At 28.4% G+C, this 20,138-nt stretch carries 22 protein-coding genes; 2 read left to right on the plus strand and 20 right to left on the minus strand.

Translation table 11 applies throughout. From position 1 onward, the window contains the following. Window positions 1-92 precede the first annotated feature (92 nt). A complete protein-coding gene (locus F7018_RS04875) occupies window positions 93-2,921 on the plus strand; it encodes a M16 family metallopeptidase (protein ID WP_150898892.1) in 2,829 nt (942 codons plus the stop codon). A gap of 48 nt (window positions 2,922-2,969) precedes the next feature. Here the strand turns inward: F7018_RS04875 and F7018_RS04880 are convergent, their stop codons facing one another. The 12 genes from F7018_RS04880 to F7018_RS04930 all read right to left on the minus strand — a co-directional run bounded on the left by F7018_RS04880 (window position 2,970) and on the right by F7018_RS04930 (window position 13,005). Next, complete coding sequence (locus F7018_RS04880; protein ID WP_150898893.1) at window positions 2,970-3,923, minus strand: glycosyltransferase; 954 nt, start codon at window positions 3,921-3,923, stop codon at window positions 2,970-2,972. Beyond that, complete coding sequence (locus tag F7018_RS04885; RefSeq protein ID WP_150898894.1) at window positions 3,923-4,702, minus strand: DUF3050 domain-containing protein; 780 nt, start codon at window positions 4,700-4,702, stop codon at window positions 3,923-3,925. Before F7018_RS04885 ends, F7018_RS04880 begins: the two co-directional genes overlap by 1 nt. Window positions 4,703-4,769: 67 nt before the next feature. Further along, window positions 4,770-5,582 (minus strand): enoyl-ACP reductase FabI, encoded by an 813-nt coding sequence (locus F7018_RS04890; RefSeq protein ID WP_150898895.1) that lies wholly within the window; start codon window positions 5,580-5,582, stop codon window positions 4,770-4,772. Between the two features lie 50 nt (window positions 5,583-5,632). Further along, complete coding sequence (recN, locus tag F7018_RS04895) at window positions 5,633-7,285, minus strand: DNA repair protein RecN (protein WP_150898896.1); 1,653 nt, start codon at window positions 7,283-7,285, stop codon at window positions 5,633-5,635. Between the two features lie 139 nt (window positions 7,286-7,424). After that, entirely contained in the window at window positions 7,425-7,844 is a 420-nt protein-coding gene (locus tag F7018_RS04900; RefSeq protein WP_150898897.1) for a hypothetical protein, read from the minus strand. Window positions 7,845-7,910: 66 nt separating this feature from the next. Further along, a complete protein-coding gene (locus tag F7018_RS04905) occupies window positions 7,911-8,120 on the minus strand; it encodes a hypothetical protein (RefSeq protein ID WP_150898898.1) in 210 nt (69 codons plus the stop codon). Between the two features lie 424 nt (window positions 8,121-8,544). After that, the gene (locus tag F7018_RS18330; RefSeq protein ID WP_175578645.1) at window positions 8,545-8,721 is read right to left on the minus strand and encodes a hypothetical protein; all 177 of its coding nucleotides are present in this window, start codon (window positions 8,719-8,721) and stop codon (window positions 8,545-8,547) included. Between the two features lie 273 nt (window positions 8,722-8,994). Continuing rightward, on the minus strand, window positions 8,995-11,151 hold the full coding sequence (locus F7018_RS04910) for a peptidase domain-containing ABC transporter (protein WP_150898899.1): 2,157 nt from the start codon (window positions 11,149-11,151) through the stop codon (window positions 8,995-8,997). 57 nt (window positions 11,152-11,208) lie between these two features. Further along, complete coding sequence (locus F7018_RS04915) at window positions 11,209-11,721, minus strand: TlpA family protein disulfide reductase (protein WP_150898900.1); 513 nt, start codon at window positions 11,719-11,721, stop codon at window positions 11,209-11,211. A gap of 3 nt (window positions 11,722-11,724) precedes the next feature. Next, window positions 11,725-12,369 carry a hypothetical protein gene (locus F7018_RS04920; RefSeq protein WP_150898901.1) on the minus strand — a complete coding sequence of 215 codons (645 nt, stop codon included), beginning with the start codon at window positions 12,367-12,369 and terminating at the stop codon, window positions 11,725-11,727. 218 nt (window positions 12,370-12,587) lie between these two features. Continuing rightward, window positions 12,588-12,782: a hypothetical protein gene (locus F7018_RS04925; RefSeq protein ID WP_150898902.1), complete on the minus strand. Its 195-nt coding sequence runs from the start codon at window positions 12,780-12,782 to the stop codon at window positions 12,588-12,590. 13 nt (window positions 12,783-12,795) lie between these two features. Continuing rightward, window positions 12,796-13,005, minus strand: coding sequence for a hypothetical protein (locus F7018_RS04930; protein ID WP_150898903.1), 210 nt, complete (start codon window positions 13,003-13,005; stop codon window positions 12,796-12,798). Window positions 13,006-13,341: 336 nt separating this feature from the next. Here F7018_RS04930 and F7018_RS04935 point away from each other — a divergent pair, with 336 nt between their 5' ends. Further along, on the plus strand, window positions 13,342-13,551 hold the full coding sequence (locus tag F7018_RS04935; RefSeq protein WP_150898904.1) for a helix-turn-helix domain-containing protein: 210 nt from the start codon (window positions 13,342-13,344) through the stop codon (window positions 13,549-13,551). A 75-nt stretch (window positions 13,552-13,626) separates the two neighbouring features. On the opposite strand, the gene porD is transcribed toward F7018_RS04935, so the two are convergent. The 8 genes from porD to F7018_RS04975 all read right to left on the minus strand — a co-directional run bounded on the left by porD (window position 13,627) and on the right by F7018_RS04975 (window position 20,048). Further along, window positions 13,627-14,517 carry a type IX secretion system protein PorD gene (gene porD / locus F7018_RS04940; RefSeq protein ID WP_150898905.1) on the minus strand — a complete coding sequence of 297 codons (891 nt, stop codon included), beginning with the start codon at window positions 14,515-14,517 and terminating at the stop codon, window positions 13,627-13,629. Next, entirely contained in the window at window positions 14,510-15,721 is a 1,212-nt protein-coding gene (coaBC, locus tag F7018_RS04945; protein ID WP_150898906.1) for a bifunctional phosphopantothenoylcysteine decarboxylase/phosphopantothenate--cysteine ligase CoaBC, read from the minus strand. The genes porD and coaBC overlap by 8 nt, the downstream gene beginning before the upstream one ends. A 1-nt stretch (window position 15,722) precedes the next feature. Then, the gene (locus tag F7018_RS04950) at window positions 15,723-16,043 is read right to left on the minus strand and encodes a DNA-directed RNA polymerase subunit omega (RefSeq protein ID WP_150898907.1); all 321 of its coding nucleotides are present in this window, start codon (window positions 16,041-16,043) and stop codon (window positions 15,723-15,725) included. 3 nt (window positions 16,044-16,046) lie between these two features. Further along, entirely contained in the window at window positions 16,047-16,868 is an 822-nt protein-coding gene (locus tag F7018_RS04955; protein WP_150898908.1) for an outer membrane protein assembly factor BamD, read from the minus strand. Between the two features lie 121 nt (window positions 16,869-16,989). Then, window positions 16,990-17,505: a ferritin gene (locus tag F7018_RS04960; protein WP_150898909.1), complete on the minus strand. Its 516-nt coding sequence runs from the start codon at window positions 17,503-17,505 to the stop codon at window positions 16,990-16,992. 110 nt (window positions 17,506-17,615) lie between these two features. Further along, on the minus strand, window positions 17,616-18,491 hold the full coding sequence (gene dapA, locus F7018_RS04965) for a 4-hydroxy-tetrahydrodipicolinate synthase (protein WP_150898910.1): 876 nt from the start codon (window positions 18,489-18,491) through the stop codon (window positions 17,616-17,618). Further along, a complete protein-coding gene (locus F7018_RS04970; RefSeq protein ID WP_150898911.1) occupies window positions 18,491-19,003 on the minus strand; it encodes a DUF6913 domain-containing protein in 513 nt (170 codons plus the stop codon). The genes dapA and F7018_RS04970 overlap by 1 nt, the downstream gene beginning before the upstream one ends. A gap of 28 nt (window positions 19,004-19,031) precedes the next feature. After that, a complete protein-coding gene (locus F7018_RS04975; protein ID WP_175578646.1) occupies window positions 19,032-20,048 on the minus strand; it encodes an esterase-like activity of phytase family protein in 1,017 nt (338 codons plus the stop codon). Window positions 20,049-20,138: the final 90 nt, after the last annotated feature.

Below are 20,138 nucleotides of genomic sequence, written 5' to 3' on the forward strand. Positions count from 1 at the left end.
AGAGCCTTTTTTAACACTAATTAACAACTAAACTTTTAGTTATTAACTTTATCATAGTATATTAGCTATTCAATCAATTTATAGATAATACTATGAGAAAAATTTTATGGGGGTTATCCCTCGCTTTGATAGCCACATCTGGCTATAGTCAAATTGCCAAAGAAAGAAAGCAGCAGCTTTCTAAAAAGGAAAAAATTCGTTCTATGAAAATTCCAACTGATCCTTCAGTTAAGATAGGTAAGCTATCTAATGGAATTACATATTACATTAAACAAAACCCTAAACCAGCTAACAAAGTTGAATTACGTTTAGCTGTTAATGCCGGATCTATTCTAGAAGATAATGATCAATTAGGTTTAGCTCACTTCATGGAGCACATGAACTTTAATGGTACTAAAAACTTTAAGAAAAATGAATTAGTAGATTATTTACAATCTATTGGTGTAAAATTTGGTGCACATTTAAATGCTTATACTGGTTTTGATGAAACAGTATATATTTTACCTATTCCTAGTGATGATGAGACTAAATTAGAAAAAGGTTTTCAAATTCTTGAAGACTGGGCACATGGAGCATTATTAGAAGGAAAAGACATTGATGAAGAACGTGGTGTTGTTTTAGAAGAATACCGTTCTCGTAGAGGTGCAGACAGTCGTATGTTAGAAAAATACTTACCTAAGGTAATGCATGGTTCTAAATATGCTCAAAGATTACCTATTGGAACCAAAGAAAGCATCGAAAACTTTAAACATGAAAGTATTCGTCGTTTTCATAAAGATTGGTACCGTCCAGATTTAATGGCTGTTGTTGCTGTTGGAGATGTTGACGTAAAAACCTTAGAAGAAAAAATTAAATCACACTTCGGTAAAATTCCTGTAGCTAAAAACCCAAGAAAAAGAGAGGTTGCTCCTTTAAAGAATCATAAAGAAACTTTTATCGCTATTGAAGCTGATAAAGAAGCTCCTTTTTCTAGAGTACAATTAATGTACAAAGATTATGACGAAGCTAAACCAGAAGTAACTGTTGGTGACTATATAAACTCTTTAGTGAAGTCTTTATTCGCTCAAATGTTAAACAATCGTTTAGACGAATTACGTAACAGCGAAAAACCACCTTTTGTTTACGGATTTAGTTACCATGGAGGTACTTGGGCTAGAGGTAAAAACGCTTACCAATCTATGGCTGGAACTAGTGCTGATGGTCAATTAAAAGGATTACAAGCTTTATTAGACGAAAGCGAGCGTGTAAAGAGATATGGATTTAAACAAGGTGAATTAGATAGAGCTAAGAAAAATGTAGTTGCTCGTATTGAAAAAGCTTTTAAAGACAAAGATAAAAGAGAATCTAACAGAATTGTTGGTGAATACGTAAGTAACTATTTAGACAAAGAGCCAATCCCTAGTATTGATTGGGAATACAAAGCTCACCAAATGTTATTACCTTCAGTTCAACTTGATGAAGTTAACAACATTATTAAAAACTTTTTACATGATGATAACCGTGTAGTTGTTATTACTGGACCTAAAAAAGTAGTAACTGAACAACAAGTTTTAGATGCTTTAAACAATGTAAAAACAAAAGATTTAAAGCCTTATGAAGATAAAGCTGTAGCTACTTCTTTAATTACTAAAGCTCCAACTGCTGGAACAATTGTTAAAACAACTGAAAACAAAAAATTAGGTACTAAAACATTTGTATTAAGCAACGGTGCTAAAGTTACTTTCAAAAAGACTGATTTTAAAAATGATGAAATTTTATTTGATGCATTCAGTTTTGGAGGTACTTCTTTATACTCGGATGAAGAGTTAAAAGCTACTTCTTTTGCTAATGGAGCACTATCACAAGCTGGAATTAACAACTACTCTAAAAATGACTTATCTAAGATGATGTCTGGTAAAATTGTACGTGTTAATCCATATATTGGTGGATTAAGTGAAGGATTTAGAGGTTCTGCTTCTCCTAAAAACTTAGAAGAGCTTTTCCAAATGGTTCATTTATATTTTACTTCTTTAAATAAAGATGAAAAAGCGTTTAAATCATATGTTAACAAGCAAAAAGGATTCTTAGGAAACTTATTAGCTAGTCCAAACTTCTTCTTTCAAAAAGAAATGTCTGAATTTATGAACGAAGGAAATACTCGTTACACTGGCTTTCCAACACCTGAAAAATATGAAAAAGCTGATTATAATTTAGCTTATAAGAAGTACCAAGAGCGTTTTGCTGATGCTGGTGATTTTAACTTCTATTTTGTTGGTAACGTCGATGAGAATAAACTTGCAGAGTTTTCTAAGAAATACATAGCTAGTTTACCTGGTAAAAATTCTAATGAATCATACAAAGTAAGTTCTTTCAGACCTTTATCAGGATCACACTCGAAAACTGTATTGAAAGGTAAAGATCCAAAAAGTAACGTAAGTATTACTTACCAAGGTAAAGCTAAATACAATAAGAAAGACGCTTTAGCTTTTACTAGTTTAGGAGAAATTGTAGGTATTAAATTAACTGAAAAATTACGTGAAAAAGAAGGAGGAGTTTATTCTTCTAGAACTAGAGGACGTATTTCAAAAATGCCATACGGATGGTATCGTTTTAATATTTCATTCCCTTGTGCTCCAGAAAATGTTGAGAAATTAAAAACAATTTCTGTTGATCAAGTTGCTGACATTGTTAAAAATGGTCCTACTGAAGAAGATTTAATGAAAACTAAAAAAGCAATGATTGCTGATCATAAAGAAGATCTTAAGAAAAATCGTTTTTGGTTAAGAGCAATTAAAAATGTTGACTACCAAAAAAATGATGATTCTGATGCTACATCTTTTGAAGATCGCGTAAATGCTTTGACTAAAAAAGATATTCAGAAAGTTGCTAAAAAATATTTAACTAATGGTTATATTCTAGGAGTATTAAATCCTGAAAAATAATATTGATTAGTAAATAAATAAAAAAAGCTCTCAAGAAATTGGGAGCTTTTATTTTTTTATAAATTGAGATTGAAGAAATCCCAAACCATATCCATAAAACTGTGTAAGTGTAGTTATAATACTAAAAAAAGCTACTTTAAGGCTTTTATTTTGAAATAATGAATCGATGAATAGAAAAGTAAAATAAACTCCATAAAAAGCTAAAAACTGCCATATTCCAAATAAGGCTGCTATAATAGCAATATCTAATCCAATAATGAATAAACTTGGAAACCAAAAAGTGATTTTAGCTGTTTCTGGGTATTTTTTATTTAAGATAGGCCTTGCTGTTCCAAAAGAAAAAGTTTGCTTAAAAAATTGTTTTATAGTACTTCTTCTCTTATGATACACATAGGCTGTTTCTATCAATTGAGTTTCAAAATCTTCTTCCCATAATCGAAAACTTAAATCGATATCTTCTCCAGTTTTCATTTTAGAAAAACCTTTGGTTGCTAGAAAAGCTTTTTTTGACAATCCAAAATTAAAACTCCTTGGTTGAAATTTTCCAACTCCTTTTTTCTTACCTCTAATTCCTCCTGTTGTTAAAATAGAAGTCATCGAGTAGTTTATTGCTTTTTGAAGTGTTGTAAAACTTTCATGTGCAGCATCTGGTCCTCCAAAAGCATCAGTGTATTTTTCTTCTAATCTTTGGTAAACTTCAGATAAATACTGTTGAGGAACAATCACATCAGAATCAAGTATAATAAAATAGTTTCCAGAAGCTTTTTCCATTCCATAATTTCTACTAGCTCCTGCCCCACTATTCTCTTTAAAAAAATAATGAAGATTTAATTTCTCTTTATAGCTATCAACTATTTCCTCAGAAGAATTATCAGATCCATCTTCTATAATAAGTACTTCAAAATTATGCTGAAAATCTTGTTTAATAAGACTTTCTAATAATTCATCAATTTCTTTTGGCCGATTATATACCGGAACTATTATAGAAAAATTTAATTCCATTATACTAAAACACTTTCATTTATTTGTTTAGTAATACCTTTCCAAAGATTAATTCTTTTTGCTAAAGATTCTTTTGCATAGTACAATACATCATCCCACTTTTGTTGATCTGTACCACATAATTCTTCAATCATTTTTAATGATAAAGGCCCATGTTCATCTCCATCTAATTCAATATGTCTATTCAAATAATAAGTAAGTTTACTATAGTTTGAACTTTCCTTTTCTTCAGTATTTTTTACTATTTCTAAAAACATATCTGGTATTACATCTTCTCTACCAAATGTAAAACTTGAAGCTATAATATGAGGTTGAGAAGTTGCTATTACTTCAAAAGTAAAGTTTATAAACTCTTTTACTTCATCAATAGCGTTTACACTTTGTAAGGCTTCTTGAATATTTTCACCATCAATAAGTTTTGATATAAATTTAGCTATTTGAGAAGTATCTGCCCCTGCTTGCCTCATAGCATCGATATACATCTCGAAATGACTCTTAGGCTCTCCCAACTCATTTACATCTGTCTCTTCTCCTAATACAATTTCATTTATAAATTGAGCTGTAGTTGAGTTTGCTACTGGAAGCCACGGTAAATTAACACAAGTTAAATTTTGTTGCAATGCTTTTAACAACGACATAAAATCCCAAACTGCAAATACGTGAGATTCCATAAATGTTTTTACATCTTCAATATCTTTTAACGATGTATATAAATCATGTGTTTTTAACTCTTGTCTTAATGATTCAAGCTCCTTCTCAATGTGTAAAATTGTGTTCATAACTGTATATATCAATAAAAAATGCAAATCTAACGATTTGCATTTTATTTTTTTCTTTATCTAAAAATTACTCTTCAGTAAATTTTTCCATTACTGCATCACTCACTCCCATATTAGAGAATCCTCCATCATGAAATAAGTTTTGTAACGTTACTTTCTTTGTTAAATCTGAGAATAATGAAATTGTATAATCAGCACACTCTAAAGCAGTAGCATTTCCTAATGGAGACATTTTTTCTGCATAAGAAATAAATCCATCAAAACCTTTAACTCCTTGTCCAGCTGTTGTTGGGGTTGGTGACTGTGAAATTGTATTTACACGTACTTTGTGATCTCTTCCAAAGAAGTAACCAAAACTACGAGCAATAGACTCTAAATAAGCTTTATTATCAGCCATATCATTATAGTCAGGAAATACTCTCTGTGCAGCCATATAAGTTAATGCAACAATACTTCCCCATTCATTCATAGCTTGCTTGTTGTATAAAACGTTCATTACTTTGTGAAATGACACAGCTGAAACGTCCCATCCTTTTGTTGTAAAATCATATTTAGAATCAGTATAATGACGTCCTTTACGTACATTTACCGACATTCCTATAGAGTGTAATACAAAATCTATTTTTCCACCTAAAATTTCCATAGACTTTTCAACTAAGTTTGTTAAATCTTCCATAGAAGTAGCATCTGCAGGAATAATTTCAGATCCAGTTTTTGCTGCTAACTCTTTAATTTGCCCCATACGCATTGCTATAGGTGCATTGGTTAAAACAAATTCCGCTCCTTCTTCATGAGCTCGCTCCGCAACTTTCCAAGCAATAGAATTTTCATCTAATGCTCCAAAAATAATTCCTTTTTTACCTTTTAATAAGTTATACATATTATTTTATATTTTTAAATATAGTTGTTCGTTTGTTCAGCAAATATACCTTAATTTAATAATTCTTTTGCGTGGGTTAAGGCGCTTTCTGAAATATCTTTTCCGCTTAACATCTCTGCTATTTCCACAATACGCTCTTCTTCAGACAGTACTTTTAAATTAGAAGTGGTAACTCCTTTTTCTTCTCCTTTAAATACTTTGTAATGTCTTGCTCCTTTTGCTGCTATTTGTGGTAAGTGTGTTATCGTAATTACCTGCATGTTAGCTCCCATATCCTCCATAATCTTTGCAATTTTGTTAGATACTTCACCGGATACTCCTGTATCAATTTCATCAAAAATAATGGTTGGTAATTGTATATTTTTTGATAATATTTTTTTAATCGATAGCATAATTCTAGAAAGTTCACCTCCAGATGCTACTTTTTTAAGCTCTCCAAAATTTCCTCCTTTGTTTGCCGAAAATAAGAATGCTAAATTATCTTTTCCGTTTGATAAATAAGCTTCAGAATCGGTTAACTCTATTGAAAAACGAGCATTTGGCATTCCTAACTCTGCTAATAAAAACTCTAACTCCTTTTGTAATTTAGGAATCGCTTTATTTCTAGATTTTGTAATCATGGCTGCTACTTCATCGAGCTTTTTAGCAACCTCATTAATTTCTGATTTTTTTGCTTCTAGTAAACCTCCTGCATCTTCAACTTGAGCTACTTTTTCTGACAACGATTCATAAATAGCTAATAATTCTTTTATAGAATCTACCGAATGCTTTTTTTGTAAATTATAAATTAATTGCAATCTATCATTTAATTCCTCTATCTCATTAGGATTAAACTCAACATCTTCATTCGCTGTTTCTAATTCAGAAATAACATCGTCCAATTCTATCTTTACACTAGAGATTCTATTAGATAGTTCTTCATAATTTTTAGAAAAAGAGCTAATTTTCTGTAAGTTATTTTCTAATGAATGAAGCAAACTCTGAATTCCTATTTCTTCGTTGATAGAAGTTTGTAAAGCTTCTGATAAATTTAATTTTATCTCTTCAATATTATTTAATTTATCAAGCTTTTCTTCTAAAACTTCCTGCTCCCCTTCTTTTAAGTCAGCCTCTTCAAGTTCTTTAAATAAGTGTAAATTATATTCGTATTGTTCTTTAGATTTTTCAGTTTCTTCTTGAAGTGTTTTTAATTCTTTTTTAAGAGAATTATACTTCACCATTCCTCTTTGGTACGATGCTACTTTTGCTTGATTTTTAGCCAAAGCATCAATTACAGAGAACTGAAAACCTACATCAGATAATTCCATAGTCTGATGCTGTGAATGAATATCTATCAATCTTCCTTTTAAGGAAGTTAATACTGATAAAGTAACTGGCGTATCATTTACAAATGCTCTTGATTTTCCTGAAGGTAAAATCTCTCTTCTTATAATAGTCTCCGCTTCATAATCAAGATCTAACTTCTTAAATAAGTTTTGCAAAGAATAACCTTCTACATCAAACTGTGCTTCTATTACACATTTCTTTTCTGTATTCTTTAAAGATGATAAATCGGCACGATTTCCCATTACCAAGCCTAAAGCTCCTAATAAAATGGATTTTCCGGCTCCTGTTTCACCTGTTATTATTGATAAACCTTTTGTGTAATCAATCGATAATTGATTGATTAACGCATAATTATGTATAGATAAATGTGTTAACAAATCTTACTTTTTAGAAAAAATAAAAGTAAGGATTTTGAGGGAATTAAAAATTCATTTTTATAGAAAGAATAATAAAGTGATTCTAATATAAAATTAGAAAAATACTAGGAAGTTCATTGAACAATAAGAATCTTCTTATTTAAGTTTTAACCTCTTTAATAATTAGATAATTATTTCTAACAATTGTAATTTTATAAAAAGGTATTAACACAAAACCTATAGCCAAAATTCCAAAAAAATTTATTCTTAAAATAAAAAATAAAAGCATCGAAAATATGATTCCTACAACTATTAAATTCCAAAGTTTATTAGAAATTGAGCTACTTATTTCAAATTCTTTTTGATTTTCATTATCTCTAAATTTAATTTCATGCTTTTTAGATTTACACCAATCTATTTTAAGAACTAAATTGACTATATCTGAATTTATAATAATAATTTTTTCCTCATTTATATTAATATCTTCAAAATATTCGTCATTTATAAATAATTTATAACCCCTATTTCTGTTGTTCAATTCTCCATTTCTTTTTAGAATTAGTTTTTTATTTTTTATCATTCTTATATTTATTATATTCTAAATATTAGGTAGTAATTATATTTATACTGCCTAATTTTAAAACAATTAAACGTTAGCACAAGGATCTCCCCAACTTGAAGCTACAAGTCCAACTAAACCAACAGCTAAAAGTCCCCAACCTAAAGGTCCACTAGCAACACCTACAATTAAGCCTACAGTGTCAAAGACTACACCAACACCTGAAGCAACTGCTCCTACACATGCTGCATTTCCTCCAAAAAAAATTTCCATTTCATTTAATTCTAATGTTTTCATATTAAAAATGTTTTTAAAATAAACGTTACTAAAACAAATACAATTTTTATCATACATAAATAGCGTTTATAATTATTATTTTCTACGATTTCTTTTATGTCACTCATAGCTTTATGACATGTCATTGCAATAACTAGGATAAATTTCAAACATTATTTTATTTTACACAAAACACTCAGGTTTTAAATAATAGCCTGTAGTTTTAGTTCATAACTATTAGTTTTAAATAATTCAACTTGTTGACTATAATGAACTTTTATTTAATCAATTTACGAAGTAGAGTTCTTCAACTTTTACTAATATTTCTTATCTACTTAAAAGTTGAGTTTATAGATATAAATTAAGGCTATTATATTAATGTGTTAACCCTCTCCAATAATCACTATAAAAATTAGATGTTTCTATTAGTTTATTGTGATTCTCTTTAACTACAATCTTCCTTTTTTCTGTGATAATACATCCAAAAGAAACCAAAAGCTAAAATTAAATATCCTATTATTGGTATTAATGGATAATTCCATTTAGAGAATAATTCTATTATAATTAAAGTTAATGCTACTATTTGTAGAATTATGATTATTTTTATTTTAATGTTTTTCATTTTAAAATAAATACCACTATTAGTTATTTTCTACGATTTCTTTTAAGTCACACATAGCTTTATGACTTGTCATTGCAATAACTAGGATAAATTTCAAACTTTATTTTATTTTACACAAAACACTCTGGTTTTAAATAATAGCCTGTAGTTTTAAAATACAACTATTGGTTTTAAACTATTCAATTTGTTGATTATGATTAACTTTTATTTAATCAATTTACGAAGTAAAGTTCTTCAACTTTTGCTAATATTTTTTATTTACTTAAAAAACTATTATTGTGTTAATTCTCTCCAATAATCGCTATAAAAATTAGACGTTTCTATTAGTTTATTATGATTTCCTTTAGCTACAATTTTCCCTTTTTCTAACACATAAATTACATCAGCATATTTTTTTAAAACATCTAATCGATGAGAAATAAATAATACTCCCATTTTATCCTTCAATTTTGAAATAAGATTAATACTAAATTTTTCTGTTTTTCTATCCATAGCAGCCGTTGCTTCATCTAAAATTAATAGTTGTGGGTTCTTATACAGTACTCTAGCCAAAGCTATTATTTGTTTTTGGCCTCCTGATAAGTTTATTCCTTCTTCTCCTAAAATAGTTCCATATCCTTGAGGGAGATTATTAATAAACTCATCAAAACCGTAATCTTTACAGAAATTTAATACATTCTCAGGTTTATCTTCTTTTCCTAATAAAATATTATCTAATACATTACCATTAAAAATGGTAATTTCTTGTGGTACTACTCCAACTATACTTCTCCAATTATCCAGCTTTATGTTTCTTAAACTATTCCTACTATTTACTAAAATTTCTCCACTTTCAAAATCATAAAATTTTTGAAGTATTTGTCCTAAAGTACTTTTACCACTTCCACTTTCTCCTACAATGGCAGATAATTCTCCTTTCTTAATTAAAAGATTTACATTTTTTAATAATTGACTCCTTCCTGCAAAACGAAATGATAAATTTTGTAGTTCTAATGATTCAAAATCCTGAAACTCAAGAATACCTTTATTTTCTTTTTCAATAGATGTAAATTCAAACATACGATTAAAAGCGATTTTTGCTTCGTTAATAGGAATAGCTACCAATGCTAAACTTGTAATGGAAGGTAATAAAGAACCTGCTATACCTAAAATAGCCATTAACTCACCCAATTGCATTTGTTTGTCATACACCTGAAAAGATGTGTAAGATAAAATAGCCATTAAAAAAACAACTCCTGCTATTCCTGATAATAATGATAAACGAACATTAATTTTTCCTAAATCAACAATTTTATTCTGCAAATTACCAAATACTAATTGGTTTAACTTTTGAAAGAATGATTGGCGATTAAAATTTTTAACCGTTGCTATACCTTGCATAGAACTAATATAATTACTCTCACTGAGTGCGTAACTTTGCATTACTTCTTTTTGTGATTTTATAATTCTAGCATTAAAACCATACACAATAAAAAAGTAAATAGGTAAACTTATTAAAGCTATCATTCCTACTTTCCAAGAGTAAAAGAATAAGAAACCAAAAGAAACCAATACTACTAAAACATCAATAATAAAGTTACTCGCTATGAATTTAATTACTTTTTGTACCCTATTAGTATCATTTAACCTTGCTACAAGCTCACCTATTTTTCTGGTGTCAAAAAAAGCTTTGGGTAAGTGTAGCAACGATGAATAAAAAGAATCAATAATTCGGTTATTAAAATGTTTAGATTGCCGTATAAGCAACAATTCTTTTAAAGCAGTAAAGCCAACCCTTACTAACAATAAGAAAGTTAATAGCCCAATACCAAAAATTAATTTTTTTGTGTTTTGAGAAGGTAAAATGTCATCAATTAATTTTTGAGAAAACACTGACATAGCCATACTTAATAAGGCAATACCAATTCCTAGAACAATACTTATTATTAATAATTTTTTATCTTCTTTGAGAAGTTTTATAAACCACTCTTTTTTTGATTTTCTTTTTATTGTTGCTTTTAAAAAACTGTCATTAGGAGTTAAGGTTAAACAAGTTTTAGACACCCATAGTTTTTCTAATTCTTCTTTTGAATACTGGACAATTCCTTTTGCTGGGTCACCAACAACAAACTGATTATTTTTATAACCATAGCACACAACATAATGCTGTAATTTATCATCAATTATTACATGTAAAATAACTGGCTCACCATGGTCAATTAGGGCTTGTATATCCGCTTCATTACCTTCTGCTGTAAAACCTATTTTATTTGCTGTTTGATATAACCCTAAAAGCGTAGTACCTTGTCTTGTAGTACCACTTAACTCTCTTAACTTTTCTATAGAGTTCACCCCTCCATAATATTGTATTAAAGAAAGTAAGCACGCTACTCCACAATCAGACTGATCATGTTGTAAAACATGTGATTTTATTATTAATTTCTGATTCATATAAATTATTATACCTGCTATTAGCAGGTATTTATTTTAATTATTAATGATATATTTTTATTCTAAGTACTTCAAAATATCATCAATTCTAGTTATTCCTTTAAATTTTTTGAGAAGTTTATGATTCTTATCATAAACAACAATGTATGGTATTGAATGTACATCGAAAAGCTTAGAAAACTCACCTTTTCTATCCTCTAAAAACACAATGTTTTTATAAACATTAAACCCATACTTATCTTCAAACAGCTTAATCTTTTCTTTAGCTTCTATAGAAATGAAAATTAACTGGCAGTTTTTAAATTCATTTAATCTTTCCTTAATTTTAGTAGCTTCTGAATGACAATAATCACAATCTGAATTAAAATATACAAAAACAACTGGTTTTAGTAGTAAATCTTTATCTGTGTAATTATCACCAACCATATTCTCGAATGTGAAAGTAGGTATGGTTTTAGTATTCTCTACAATTTGTTTTTTATAGTTTATTTTATTACTAATTTTATAACTTAAAAAAAACAAAATACTACTAATCAAAAGAATTAAAGCTAATTTAATTTTCCATTTCATTTGCTAAGTAATATTCAGTATTAAAAACATAACTAACCCTAACCATATAGCCAAACCAGTACCATAACTTACTGCTACTATTTCAAAACTTTTCCAATATTTATTTTTTAACAACTTGTGTAAACCATATACCAAAACAAAAAAATAAACTACTTCAAATAAGTTTATTGTTTGCAAAGGATATATAAGCCATGGAGTTAAACTTCCAATATCAAGAAAATTAATGTAGCTTAATGGATAATATTCTTCCACATCTCTTAATACAAAATCATTTTTAACAAAAGCAAAATAAAATAATTTAAAATATACTACTAAAACTAAAACAAACTCTCCTTGTAAAGTAATATTAAGAAACAATTTAAATTTCAAATCTTTATCAAGGTCATAAAAAAATGCTCCAACACTTAAACAAATGGCTACTAAACTGGATCTAGTAATAATTATTAAAGGAATAATTACAAAACCTAACCATTCCCATTTTTTTTGATTTGCTATAATAGCATCGACTTGATCTTGAGTAAAACTTTCAATTAAATCATTATAAACCAACCTATCCATTCCTAAGAAATAATTATTAATAAAAACAGAAAGTATATACAATGAAAATAAAATTAAAAAAAATTTAAAGTTATTTATTCTCTTTTCCAATCTCTAAATATTAAATAAATTATAGTAATAAATAATAATATGTAATCCCATTTATTTACTTTGTTTGAAAAAAAAATCATTCTTAAAACATAATAAATAAAAGGTATAGAGAAAATTATATCAAAAGTTTTTATTTTTTTCATATTGAACATATAATTTTAAATACAGGTAACCCCTATTTTAAGAAGAAGTTACCTATATTATTAAAAATATTAATTTTATGATGCATTTGCTACACCATAACTAAGTAAATAAACATAACATCCATAAGATAATCCCTTTAAAACTGGATGAGCATTACTAATAACCTTAAAAAGTACTAATCCTGTATAAGCTGAACATCCACCTGCTATCGTCTCCCATATATCTCCTCCTTGAAGATTTTCCATTTTATTAATTTCTAATTTTTTCATATTATATTCTTAATTAATGTTGACTAACTTTTGCTCCAACTGTAGCGATACAACCTCCTCCTCCTATAGAGCTGATTAACAAAGGTGCAACAGCAATTGCTCCACCACCACTAGCAATCATAAATGCAGCAAAACCTCCAATTGCTGCTACACAAGTTAAGCCCATAATAAAATCATTACTTCCCTGAAATTTTTCCATTTCATTTAATTCTAATTTTTTCATACTTAAATAGTTTTTAATAAAACACTATTAATTATCATTTTATAGTATTTTAAATTCATAACATTCTACGATTTCTTTTATGTCACTCATAGCTTTATGACTTGTCATTGCAATAACTAGGATAAATTTCAAACTTTATTTTATTTTACACAAACCACTCAGGTTTTAAATAATAGCCTGTAGTTTTAAAATACAACCTTAGGTTTTGATTTTCTTAAAATTCACTTTTTAAACTGTTTTTATAAACTTTAATTTAATAAATTTGTTAGGCTATATTCTCCCAACTTATACAAACTAATTATTTATTGTCTTGATATATAAGACATATTGAAAAGTATGGATGAGAATATTAAAATTATTACAGAAAATATACGCTTAGAACGTTTAAGGAAAGGACTCTCTCAAGATAAGATGGCTAATCTACTTCAAATTAGTCAAAATGCTTACAGTAAGATAGAAAGTGGTAAAACTACCTTAACTATTATTCGCTTGCATCAAATAGCTAAAGTATTAGAAATACCATTTGAAAAACTATTTTTAGGATAATTAACATCACAAAAAAAGCTACAATGATTATTATTCATTATAGCTTATATAGTATTCTTAGTTTGTACTAAATTTTTATTCTATTTTTCTCCACTTATCTTTATAAGTTGGTGCTACTTTTTCTAGTACGCTTCTCATTTCTTGAACTTTTCTAGTTGGTTTACCATCAGAAAATATTCTTGCTATTTCATCTCCTTTAGCATCTAAGAAAACACGAATCATATAATTTCCGATAGCTACATTATGTAACTTATCTAAGTTTATAACACTCGATTCTATAACTTCTTTTGCTCCATCAGGGCTATCAGCAAAATTATCAAAACCTTTTCTATGGTAATCGTAATAAATAGTACGCAAAGGAGTAAAATTTGACGATAATAAATTATCTATCAACGCAAACCTATTTTGTTTTCCTACTTGGTTTTGCCAACCTGTTTCTCCATTTGATTGAGCTTGTAACATTACATTTTCGGCTTGTTGCAAATAATTGGTCCCTCCTTTTAAAGCAAAGGTATCTGCATCAACTCCTAAAATAACATATACATAAAATGCAATTGTAGATATTAAATTTGATTCATAAACATTAGGATTAAAGTTTAACGGATCAAATTCATTATAACGAAAATTAAAATTAGTATCGTTAATATTTAAAATTGGCGATGCATATGTTGAATTATAAACTGGTCGTGTAGATTGTATTTGTAAGCTAGCTTTAAAATTATTTCCGCTTTGCTCGTCTACTATAATTGTAAATGCACAATTAATACGTTCCTGTTGTTTAAATTTTTTATTTGTCCATTGCTTATCATTAATAAATTCTGTTAATGCTTTTTGCAATGTTTCATAAACTTGTTTATTACTACTCTGAACTTTATCTGCATTAATAGTTACTAAAGCATTTAATTCTTGTGATTGAATTGTAAAAACTGATGATAAAATAAAAATTAAAAAAAGAAACTTACGCATTTAGTTTATGTATTATTTCGTTAATTATATCTTTTGATACTTCTTTCTTCGATTTTAAATCGAATGATTTTTCGTTGAAATTGGCATCAATTATAGTTATCTTATTAGTATCGGTAGCAAAACCAGCACCTTTATCTTGTAACGAATTTAATACAATTAAATCTAAATTTTTACGTGCAATTTTACTTTTTGCATTTTCTACTTCATTATTTGTTTCTAATGCAAATCCTACCAACAATTGATTTTCTTTTATCTCACCAAGTGATTTTAAAATATCCTTTGTTGGTTCTAACTCAATTGTTAACGCTGTTTCTTTCTTTTTTATTTTCTGAGTAGCTATATTTTTTGGTCTATAATCAGCAACAGCCGCAGATAAAATTGCAATATCTACATCTTTATAGTATTTATGACAAGCCTCATACATGTCTTGTGCCGACTTTACATCTATTCTATGAATAAATGAATGGCTAACCTTTTGATGTGAAGGTCCTGCTACTAAATAAACTTCAGCACCTAAGTTAGCTGCTGTTTTGGCTACTTCAAACCCCATTTTTCCTGAGGAATGATTTCCAATAAAACGAACAGGATCTATAGCTTCATAGGTAGGTCCTGCTGTTAACAATACTTTTTTTCCTCGGAGTGGTAATTTTGAAACAATATCATTTTCAATAAACGATACTATATCCTCTGGTTCAGCCATACGACCTTCTCCTACAAGTCCACTAGCCAATTCACCTGAAGCTGCTGGTATTAATATATTACCAAAGCTTTCCAAGCTATTTATACTGCCTTTTGTTGATGGATGTTGATACATATCTAAATCCATTGCAGGAGCAAAATATACTGGACATTTTGCAGATAAATAAGTTGCTAACAACAGATTATCGCAAGTACCATTAGTCATTTTAGACAAGGTATTTGCAGTTGCTGGGGCAATTATCATTAAATCTGCCCACAATCCTAAATCGACGTGATTATTCCAAAGTTCATTTTCATCTTCTTTTTCATAAAAAGTTGAATGAACTGGATTTTTAGATAATGTAGATAATGTAAGAGGAGTAATAAAATCTTTAGACGCAGGAGTCATTACTACTTTAACTTCTGCGCCTGATTTTATAAATAAACGAACTAAGTTCGCTGTTTTGTATGCAGCTATACCAGCGGTAACGCCAAGTAAAACTTTTTTACCGCTTAATACAGACATATTATTCTGAGTCTGGAGTTCTGTGATATACTCTATCATTTAACCATTCTTCCACTGCAATTGCGTGTGGCTTTGGTAAACGCTCGTAAAACTTAGAAACTTCAATTTGTTCTTTATTCTCAAAGATTTCTTCTAAACTGTCATTATAAGTAGCAAATTCGTCTAACTTATCTACCAATTCTTTCTTTAAATCAGAATTGATTTGTGCAGCTCTTTTAGCTATAATTGAAATAGCTTCATAGATATTATCAGTTGGAGCTTCGATAGCTTCTTTGTCATAAGTTATAGTACTTAATGCTGCTTTCGTTTCTTTATAATCCATTTTCTAACTTTTAACTAATTGTTCTTGTTCTTTATTTAATGTAGATAACATTATATCAGATTCTTTCATGAATTTAGATTCAGGAAAGCTCTTCTTTAATTTTTCGTAAGCTTTAATAGCCGCTTTAATTCTTTCTGCTTTTCTACGTTCTGTACTTTTTAAAACAAAATCATGAGCTGCTTTTAAACGATAGAATAAAGCTTCTTCTTTATATTTTGTTCCTAAATAATCTGACAACAAATTATCGAAAGCAACTATTGCTGCTCTATAATTTCTTGAGTCATAATCTGCCGTACGATAATATGTTTTTGCTATTTCAAAAGCTTTCTTTTCTAATTTACCACGCAACTCTGCATAATATTTATTAGCCTCTACTAATTTTTCTGAATTAGGATAATTATCTATAAAATCTTGAAAAGATTGTAAAGCTTTTTTAGTGTCTGAAGGATCTAAACTAAAACGAGGAGATGCTTTATAATAACTTAATGCCGATAAAAAAGCAGATTCTTCCTTTTTTGAGCTTTTAGGATAATTTCTTGTAAATCTCTTGAAATAATATCCTGCTGATGTATAATCTTTTACATTAAAACTTGATTGAGCAATCATAAACTGTATACGTTCCATTTGTGGTTTTCCTCGATAAGAAGGTGTTATCTTTTCAAATAAACGTAAGGCCTTACTGTACTTTTGCGCTTCGTACATTCTCACAGCCATTTTATATTGTTCTTCTACAGTTCCTCTATTCAATACTTTTTGATATTCCCCGCAAGAAGATAATACTAAAAGCATGACAAATAAGTACGCTAAATTTTTAATTTTTTGCATCTGGCAAAATTAGTGATTATTTATGGATTATTAAAACGATTTTTTACTCTAAATAGAGCATTGCAATAAACTATAAAATCTGTTATAAAAAATCCAAAGATTTCCTAAATGTTTGTTAATCTTACTCTGCCGTATTATCAGCTCCTTGAACAACTATTTGCTTTACATCATTATCAAACAAATATAACCCTCCTTTATCATCTCCAATTAAATTGATTTTATCTAAAATAGTTCTTGCTAATGCTTCTTCTTCTATTTGCTCAGAAACATACCACTGTAAGAAATTATGTGTTGCATAGTCTCTTTCTTCCAATGTAATATGCACTAAATCGTTTATTGATTTTGACACCATTACTTCGTGATCGAATAATGTTTGAAACATATCTTTAAATGACCCAAATTCTGTTGGTGGTGCTGCTAATTCTGATACATGAGCATGCCCTCCTCTTTCATTTACAAACTTTACCAATTTCAACATATGCATACGTTCCTCATCTGAATGAGCATACATAAATTGTGCAACTCCTTCAAATCCTTGAATTTCTGCCCAACATGCCATTGATAAGTATACTTGTGATGATTCTGCTTCTATTTTTATTTGCTCGTTTAAAGCTTTTTCGATTTTTTTTGATAACATATTTACTCTCTATTCTATTTAACTAGATCTTTCTTTATACAAAGATGCTAAAAAAAGACTACAATTAAACAATTGTAGTCTTAGTTATATTGAATTTTTCTTTAGACAAATTATAGATTATCTATAAAGTCTGAAATTTTAGTTTGTAACTCTTCTGTAGCAGTAACCAAAGGTAAACGCACTTTATCTAAACAAATTCCTTGTTTTTCTAATACTGCTTTTATTCCTGCTGGATTATTTTCTTCAAAAATATAATTTACAATATCCATTAATTTATAATGAATTTCATACCCTTCTTTATTTTTTCCTTCTAAACCTAATTGAATCATTCTAGAAAATTCTTTAGGTAACCCTTGACCTATTACAGATATTACTCCCGATCCTCCTGCTAATACTACACCTAATGCTAAATCATCATCACCAGAAATGATTAAAAAATCTTCAGGTTTATTTTTTAATAATTCTAAATATTGTTGTTGGTTATTTCCTGCTTCTTTTACCGCTATAATATTTTCAAAATCATTCGCTAAACGTAAAGTTGTTGCAGGCTCCATATTCTTTGAAGTTCTACCTGGTACATTATATAAAATAATAGGTTTCGGGCTTGCTAATGAAATTGCTTTATAATGCTCATAAAAACCTTCTTGCGTAGGTTTACTGTAGTAAGGTGCTACTGATAAAATTGCATCTATATCTGATAAATCTAACGATTTTAACTCATCTACAACTATTTGAGTGTTATTTCCACCTACCCCTAACACTAAAGGTAATCGTCCTTTGTTCTCTTCAACTATTACCTTAATAATTTCTTCCTTTTCTTGTTTTGTTATAGTACCGCTTTCTCCGGTTGTTCCATTAATAACCAAATAATTAATTCCGTTATCAATATTAAAGTTTACTAACCTTCTTAGTGCATCAAAATCTACACTTAAGTCTTCGTTAAAAGGAGTAACTAAAGCAACTCCAGTACCAACAAATTTTTGCATTATATTTTATTTAAAATCGTTAAATATTTTTTTAGTTCCTGATTTAAAATTGCTTCATTTTGACCTTCATCTGATATAACAATATCATATAATCTATCGTCAATATTTGCAAAACCTGCTTTTAAATCAGATTGTGATAACAAAGTTACCATATTCGTATATAAATTAGGAGTCTTTGTATAATTAATAAGTAAATCATACTCTTTTTTAACGAACTCTTTTAAATTGTCTGATTTTAAACTCGCATTAAAGCCAAAATCATTGTCTGAAAAAAACAGTGGAGATTCTTCATCTTTTTTAGAATACTCTCTAAATATTAGTACTGTAATATTTTCTTTTTTAAAAGGTAATTTACTTGTTAAATTAGATATCATTACATTAACCAGAGACTCATTATCTAATAAAATAGCAACCTTTTTTATTAAATTACTTTTATGGTTTTTATGTATATTCTTGTCTACAAAACCATTATAAGCCTTCTGAATCGATTTATATTTGAATTTACTTATCATTTTAAAAAATTACGAATGCTAATGTACATTATTTATCCACTATTTCTAATAATAAAAACTGATTTAGTTGTTTTCCATATACTTGAAAATTATCATCAGCAACTAAAATTAATGATTGATTACCATTAGATAATTTAGGCCCTAAAGTAATACCTTCAATATTATCTATAAATCCTTCTCCCAACTGATTCTTAACATTGTTGAAATCGAAAAGCAACTCTTTTTTTAAAGGCACATATTTTTCATTTTTTAACGATGACATACTTAGAGTGTTTGTTGATTCTTTTGTTATTCTAGCTTTGAAAATTCTAATCGTATTTCCATAACTTCCATAACCACTTTGGTATATCCTTTCAACAATAAAAAAACTATTTTCAGCATACTCTAAAATGGCAGTAGCTCCATTTAAATTTATTTTTCCTTTTGCTGGTTTATCAATTTTTTCTAGTTGATACGCAAACTGTTTAGTTGCTTTTTGAGTTACATTGTCAAAATATGTAATTCTAATAGGTGATTTAGTTTCATGAAATGTTGGTTCTTCTCCATCTGCTTCTAATGGTGCTTCCATTGCTGCCCAAAACCCTTTGTTATCAAAACTTTTAGATGAACTTTCAAAAGCTCCATTATGTTTTGGTTTTGCTTTAGAATTTGCTTCAAAGTAACTTGGTATTGTTATTTCTTCTTCAAATTCACCTTGCATATTTGTTGTAAATATCGATGGATTTTTCCCTCTTCTTATAGAACCTTCACTAACTAAATTAAACTGATTATTGTGTACTAAAACTGACTCTAAATCCAATACATTATCCTTATAAAAAGAACTTGTGGTATCTTTTATTTCAATTGTTTTTTTGAATTCTACCGATTTTATTGAATCTTTTTCAATAAGTATATCTCCAACTAAAATTCTTGGATTTCTGGCATCGTCAACTACCATATAATACTCATTATTATAATAATCTATTCCTGAAATTCCTCCAACAATTGCATTTTCAAACTGTAAAGAATCTTTAACAACAAATTCATTCAAAAAATTTAATGACATTTTTTCGGTTTTGCATCCTGTTAATACCGAAAATACTAGTAGGTAAAATATAATTTTTCTCATAAAGCAAAAATAGTACTTTATGTATAT

This window comes from Tenacibaculum aiptasiae (assembly GCF_008806755.1).
GTDB classification, from domain to species: Bacteria; Bacteroidota; Bacteroidia; order Flavobacteriales; family Flavobacteriaceae; genus Polaribacter; species Polaribacter aiptasiae.

Coding starts and splice junctions, on each gene's coding strand:
- F7018_RS04875 (WP_150898892.1), top strand. CDS start 93: ATGAGAAAAATTTTATGGGGGTTATCCCTCGCTTTGATAGCCACATCT.
- F7018_RS04880 (WP_150898893.1), bottom strand. CDS start 3,923: ATGGAATTAAATTTTTCTATAATAGTTCCGGTATATAATCGGCCAAAA.
- F7018_RS04885 (WP_150898894.1), bottom strand. CDS start 4,702: ATGAACACAATTTTACACATTGAGAAGGAGCTTGAATCATTAAGACAA.
- F7018_RS04890 (WP_150898895.1), bottom strand. CDS start 5,582: ATGTATAACTTATTAAAAGGTAAAAAAGGAATTATTTTTGGAGCATTA.
- F7018_RS04900 (WP_150898897.1), bottom strand. CDS start 7,844: ATGATAAAAAATAAAAAACTAATTCTAAAAAGAAATGGAGAATTGAAC.
- F7018_RS04905 (WP_150898898.1), bottom strand. CDS start 8,120: ATGAAAACATTAGAATTAAATGAAATGGAAATTTTTTTTGGAGGAAAT.
- F7018_RS18330 (WP_175578645.1), bottom strand. CDS start 8,721: ATGAAAAACATTAAAATAAAAATAATCATAATTCTACAAATAGTAGCA.
- F7018_RS04910 (WP_150898899.1), bottom strand. CDS start 11,151: ATGAATCAGAAATTAATAATAAAATCACATGTTTTACAACATGATCAG.
- F7018_RS04915 (WP_150898900.1), bottom strand. CDS start 11,721: ATGAAATGGAAAATTAAATTAGCTTTAATTCTTTTGATTAGTAGTATT.
- F7018_RS04925 (WP_150898902.1), bottom strand. CDS start 12,782: ATGAAAAAATTAGAAATTAATAAAATGGAAAATCTTCAAGGAGGAGAT.
- F7018_RS04930 (WP_150898903.1), bottom strand. CDS start 13,005: ATGAAAAAATTAGAATTAAATGAAATGGAAAAATTTCAGGGAAGTAAT.
- F7018_RS04935 (WP_150898904.1), top strand. CDS start 13,342: ATGGATGAGAATATTAAAATTATTACAGAAAATATACGCTTAGAACGT.
- porD (WP_150898905.1), bottom strand. CDS start 14,517: ATGCGTAAGTTTCTTTTTTTAATTTTTATTTTATCATCAGTTTTTACA.
- coaBC (WP_150898906.1), bottom strand. CDS start 15,721: ATGTCTGTATTAAGCGGTAAAAAAGTTTTACTTGGCGTTACCGCTGGT.
- F7018_RS04950 (WP_150898907.1), bottom strand. CDS start 16,043: ATGGATTATAAAGAAACGAAAGCAGCATTAAGTACTATAACTTATGAC.
- F7018_RS04955 (WP_150898908.1), bottom strand. CDS start 16,868: ATGCAAAAAATTAAAAATTTAGCGTACTTATTTGTCATGCTTTTAGTA.
- F7018_RS04960 (WP_150898909.1), bottom strand. CDS start 17,505: ATGTTATCAAAAAAAATCGAAAAAGCTTTAAACGAGCAAATAAAAATA.
- dapA (WP_150898910.1), bottom strand. CDS start 18,491: ATGCAAAAATTTGTTGGTACTGGAGTTGCTTTAGTTACTCCTTTTAAC.
- F7018_RS04970 (WP_150898911.1), bottom strand. CDS start 19,003: ATGATAAGTAAATTCAAATATAAATCGATTCAGAAGGCTTATAATGGT.
- F7018_RS04975 (WP_175578646.1), bottom strand. CDS start 20,048: ATGTCATTAAATTTTTTGAATGAATTTGTTGTTAAAGATTCTTTACAG.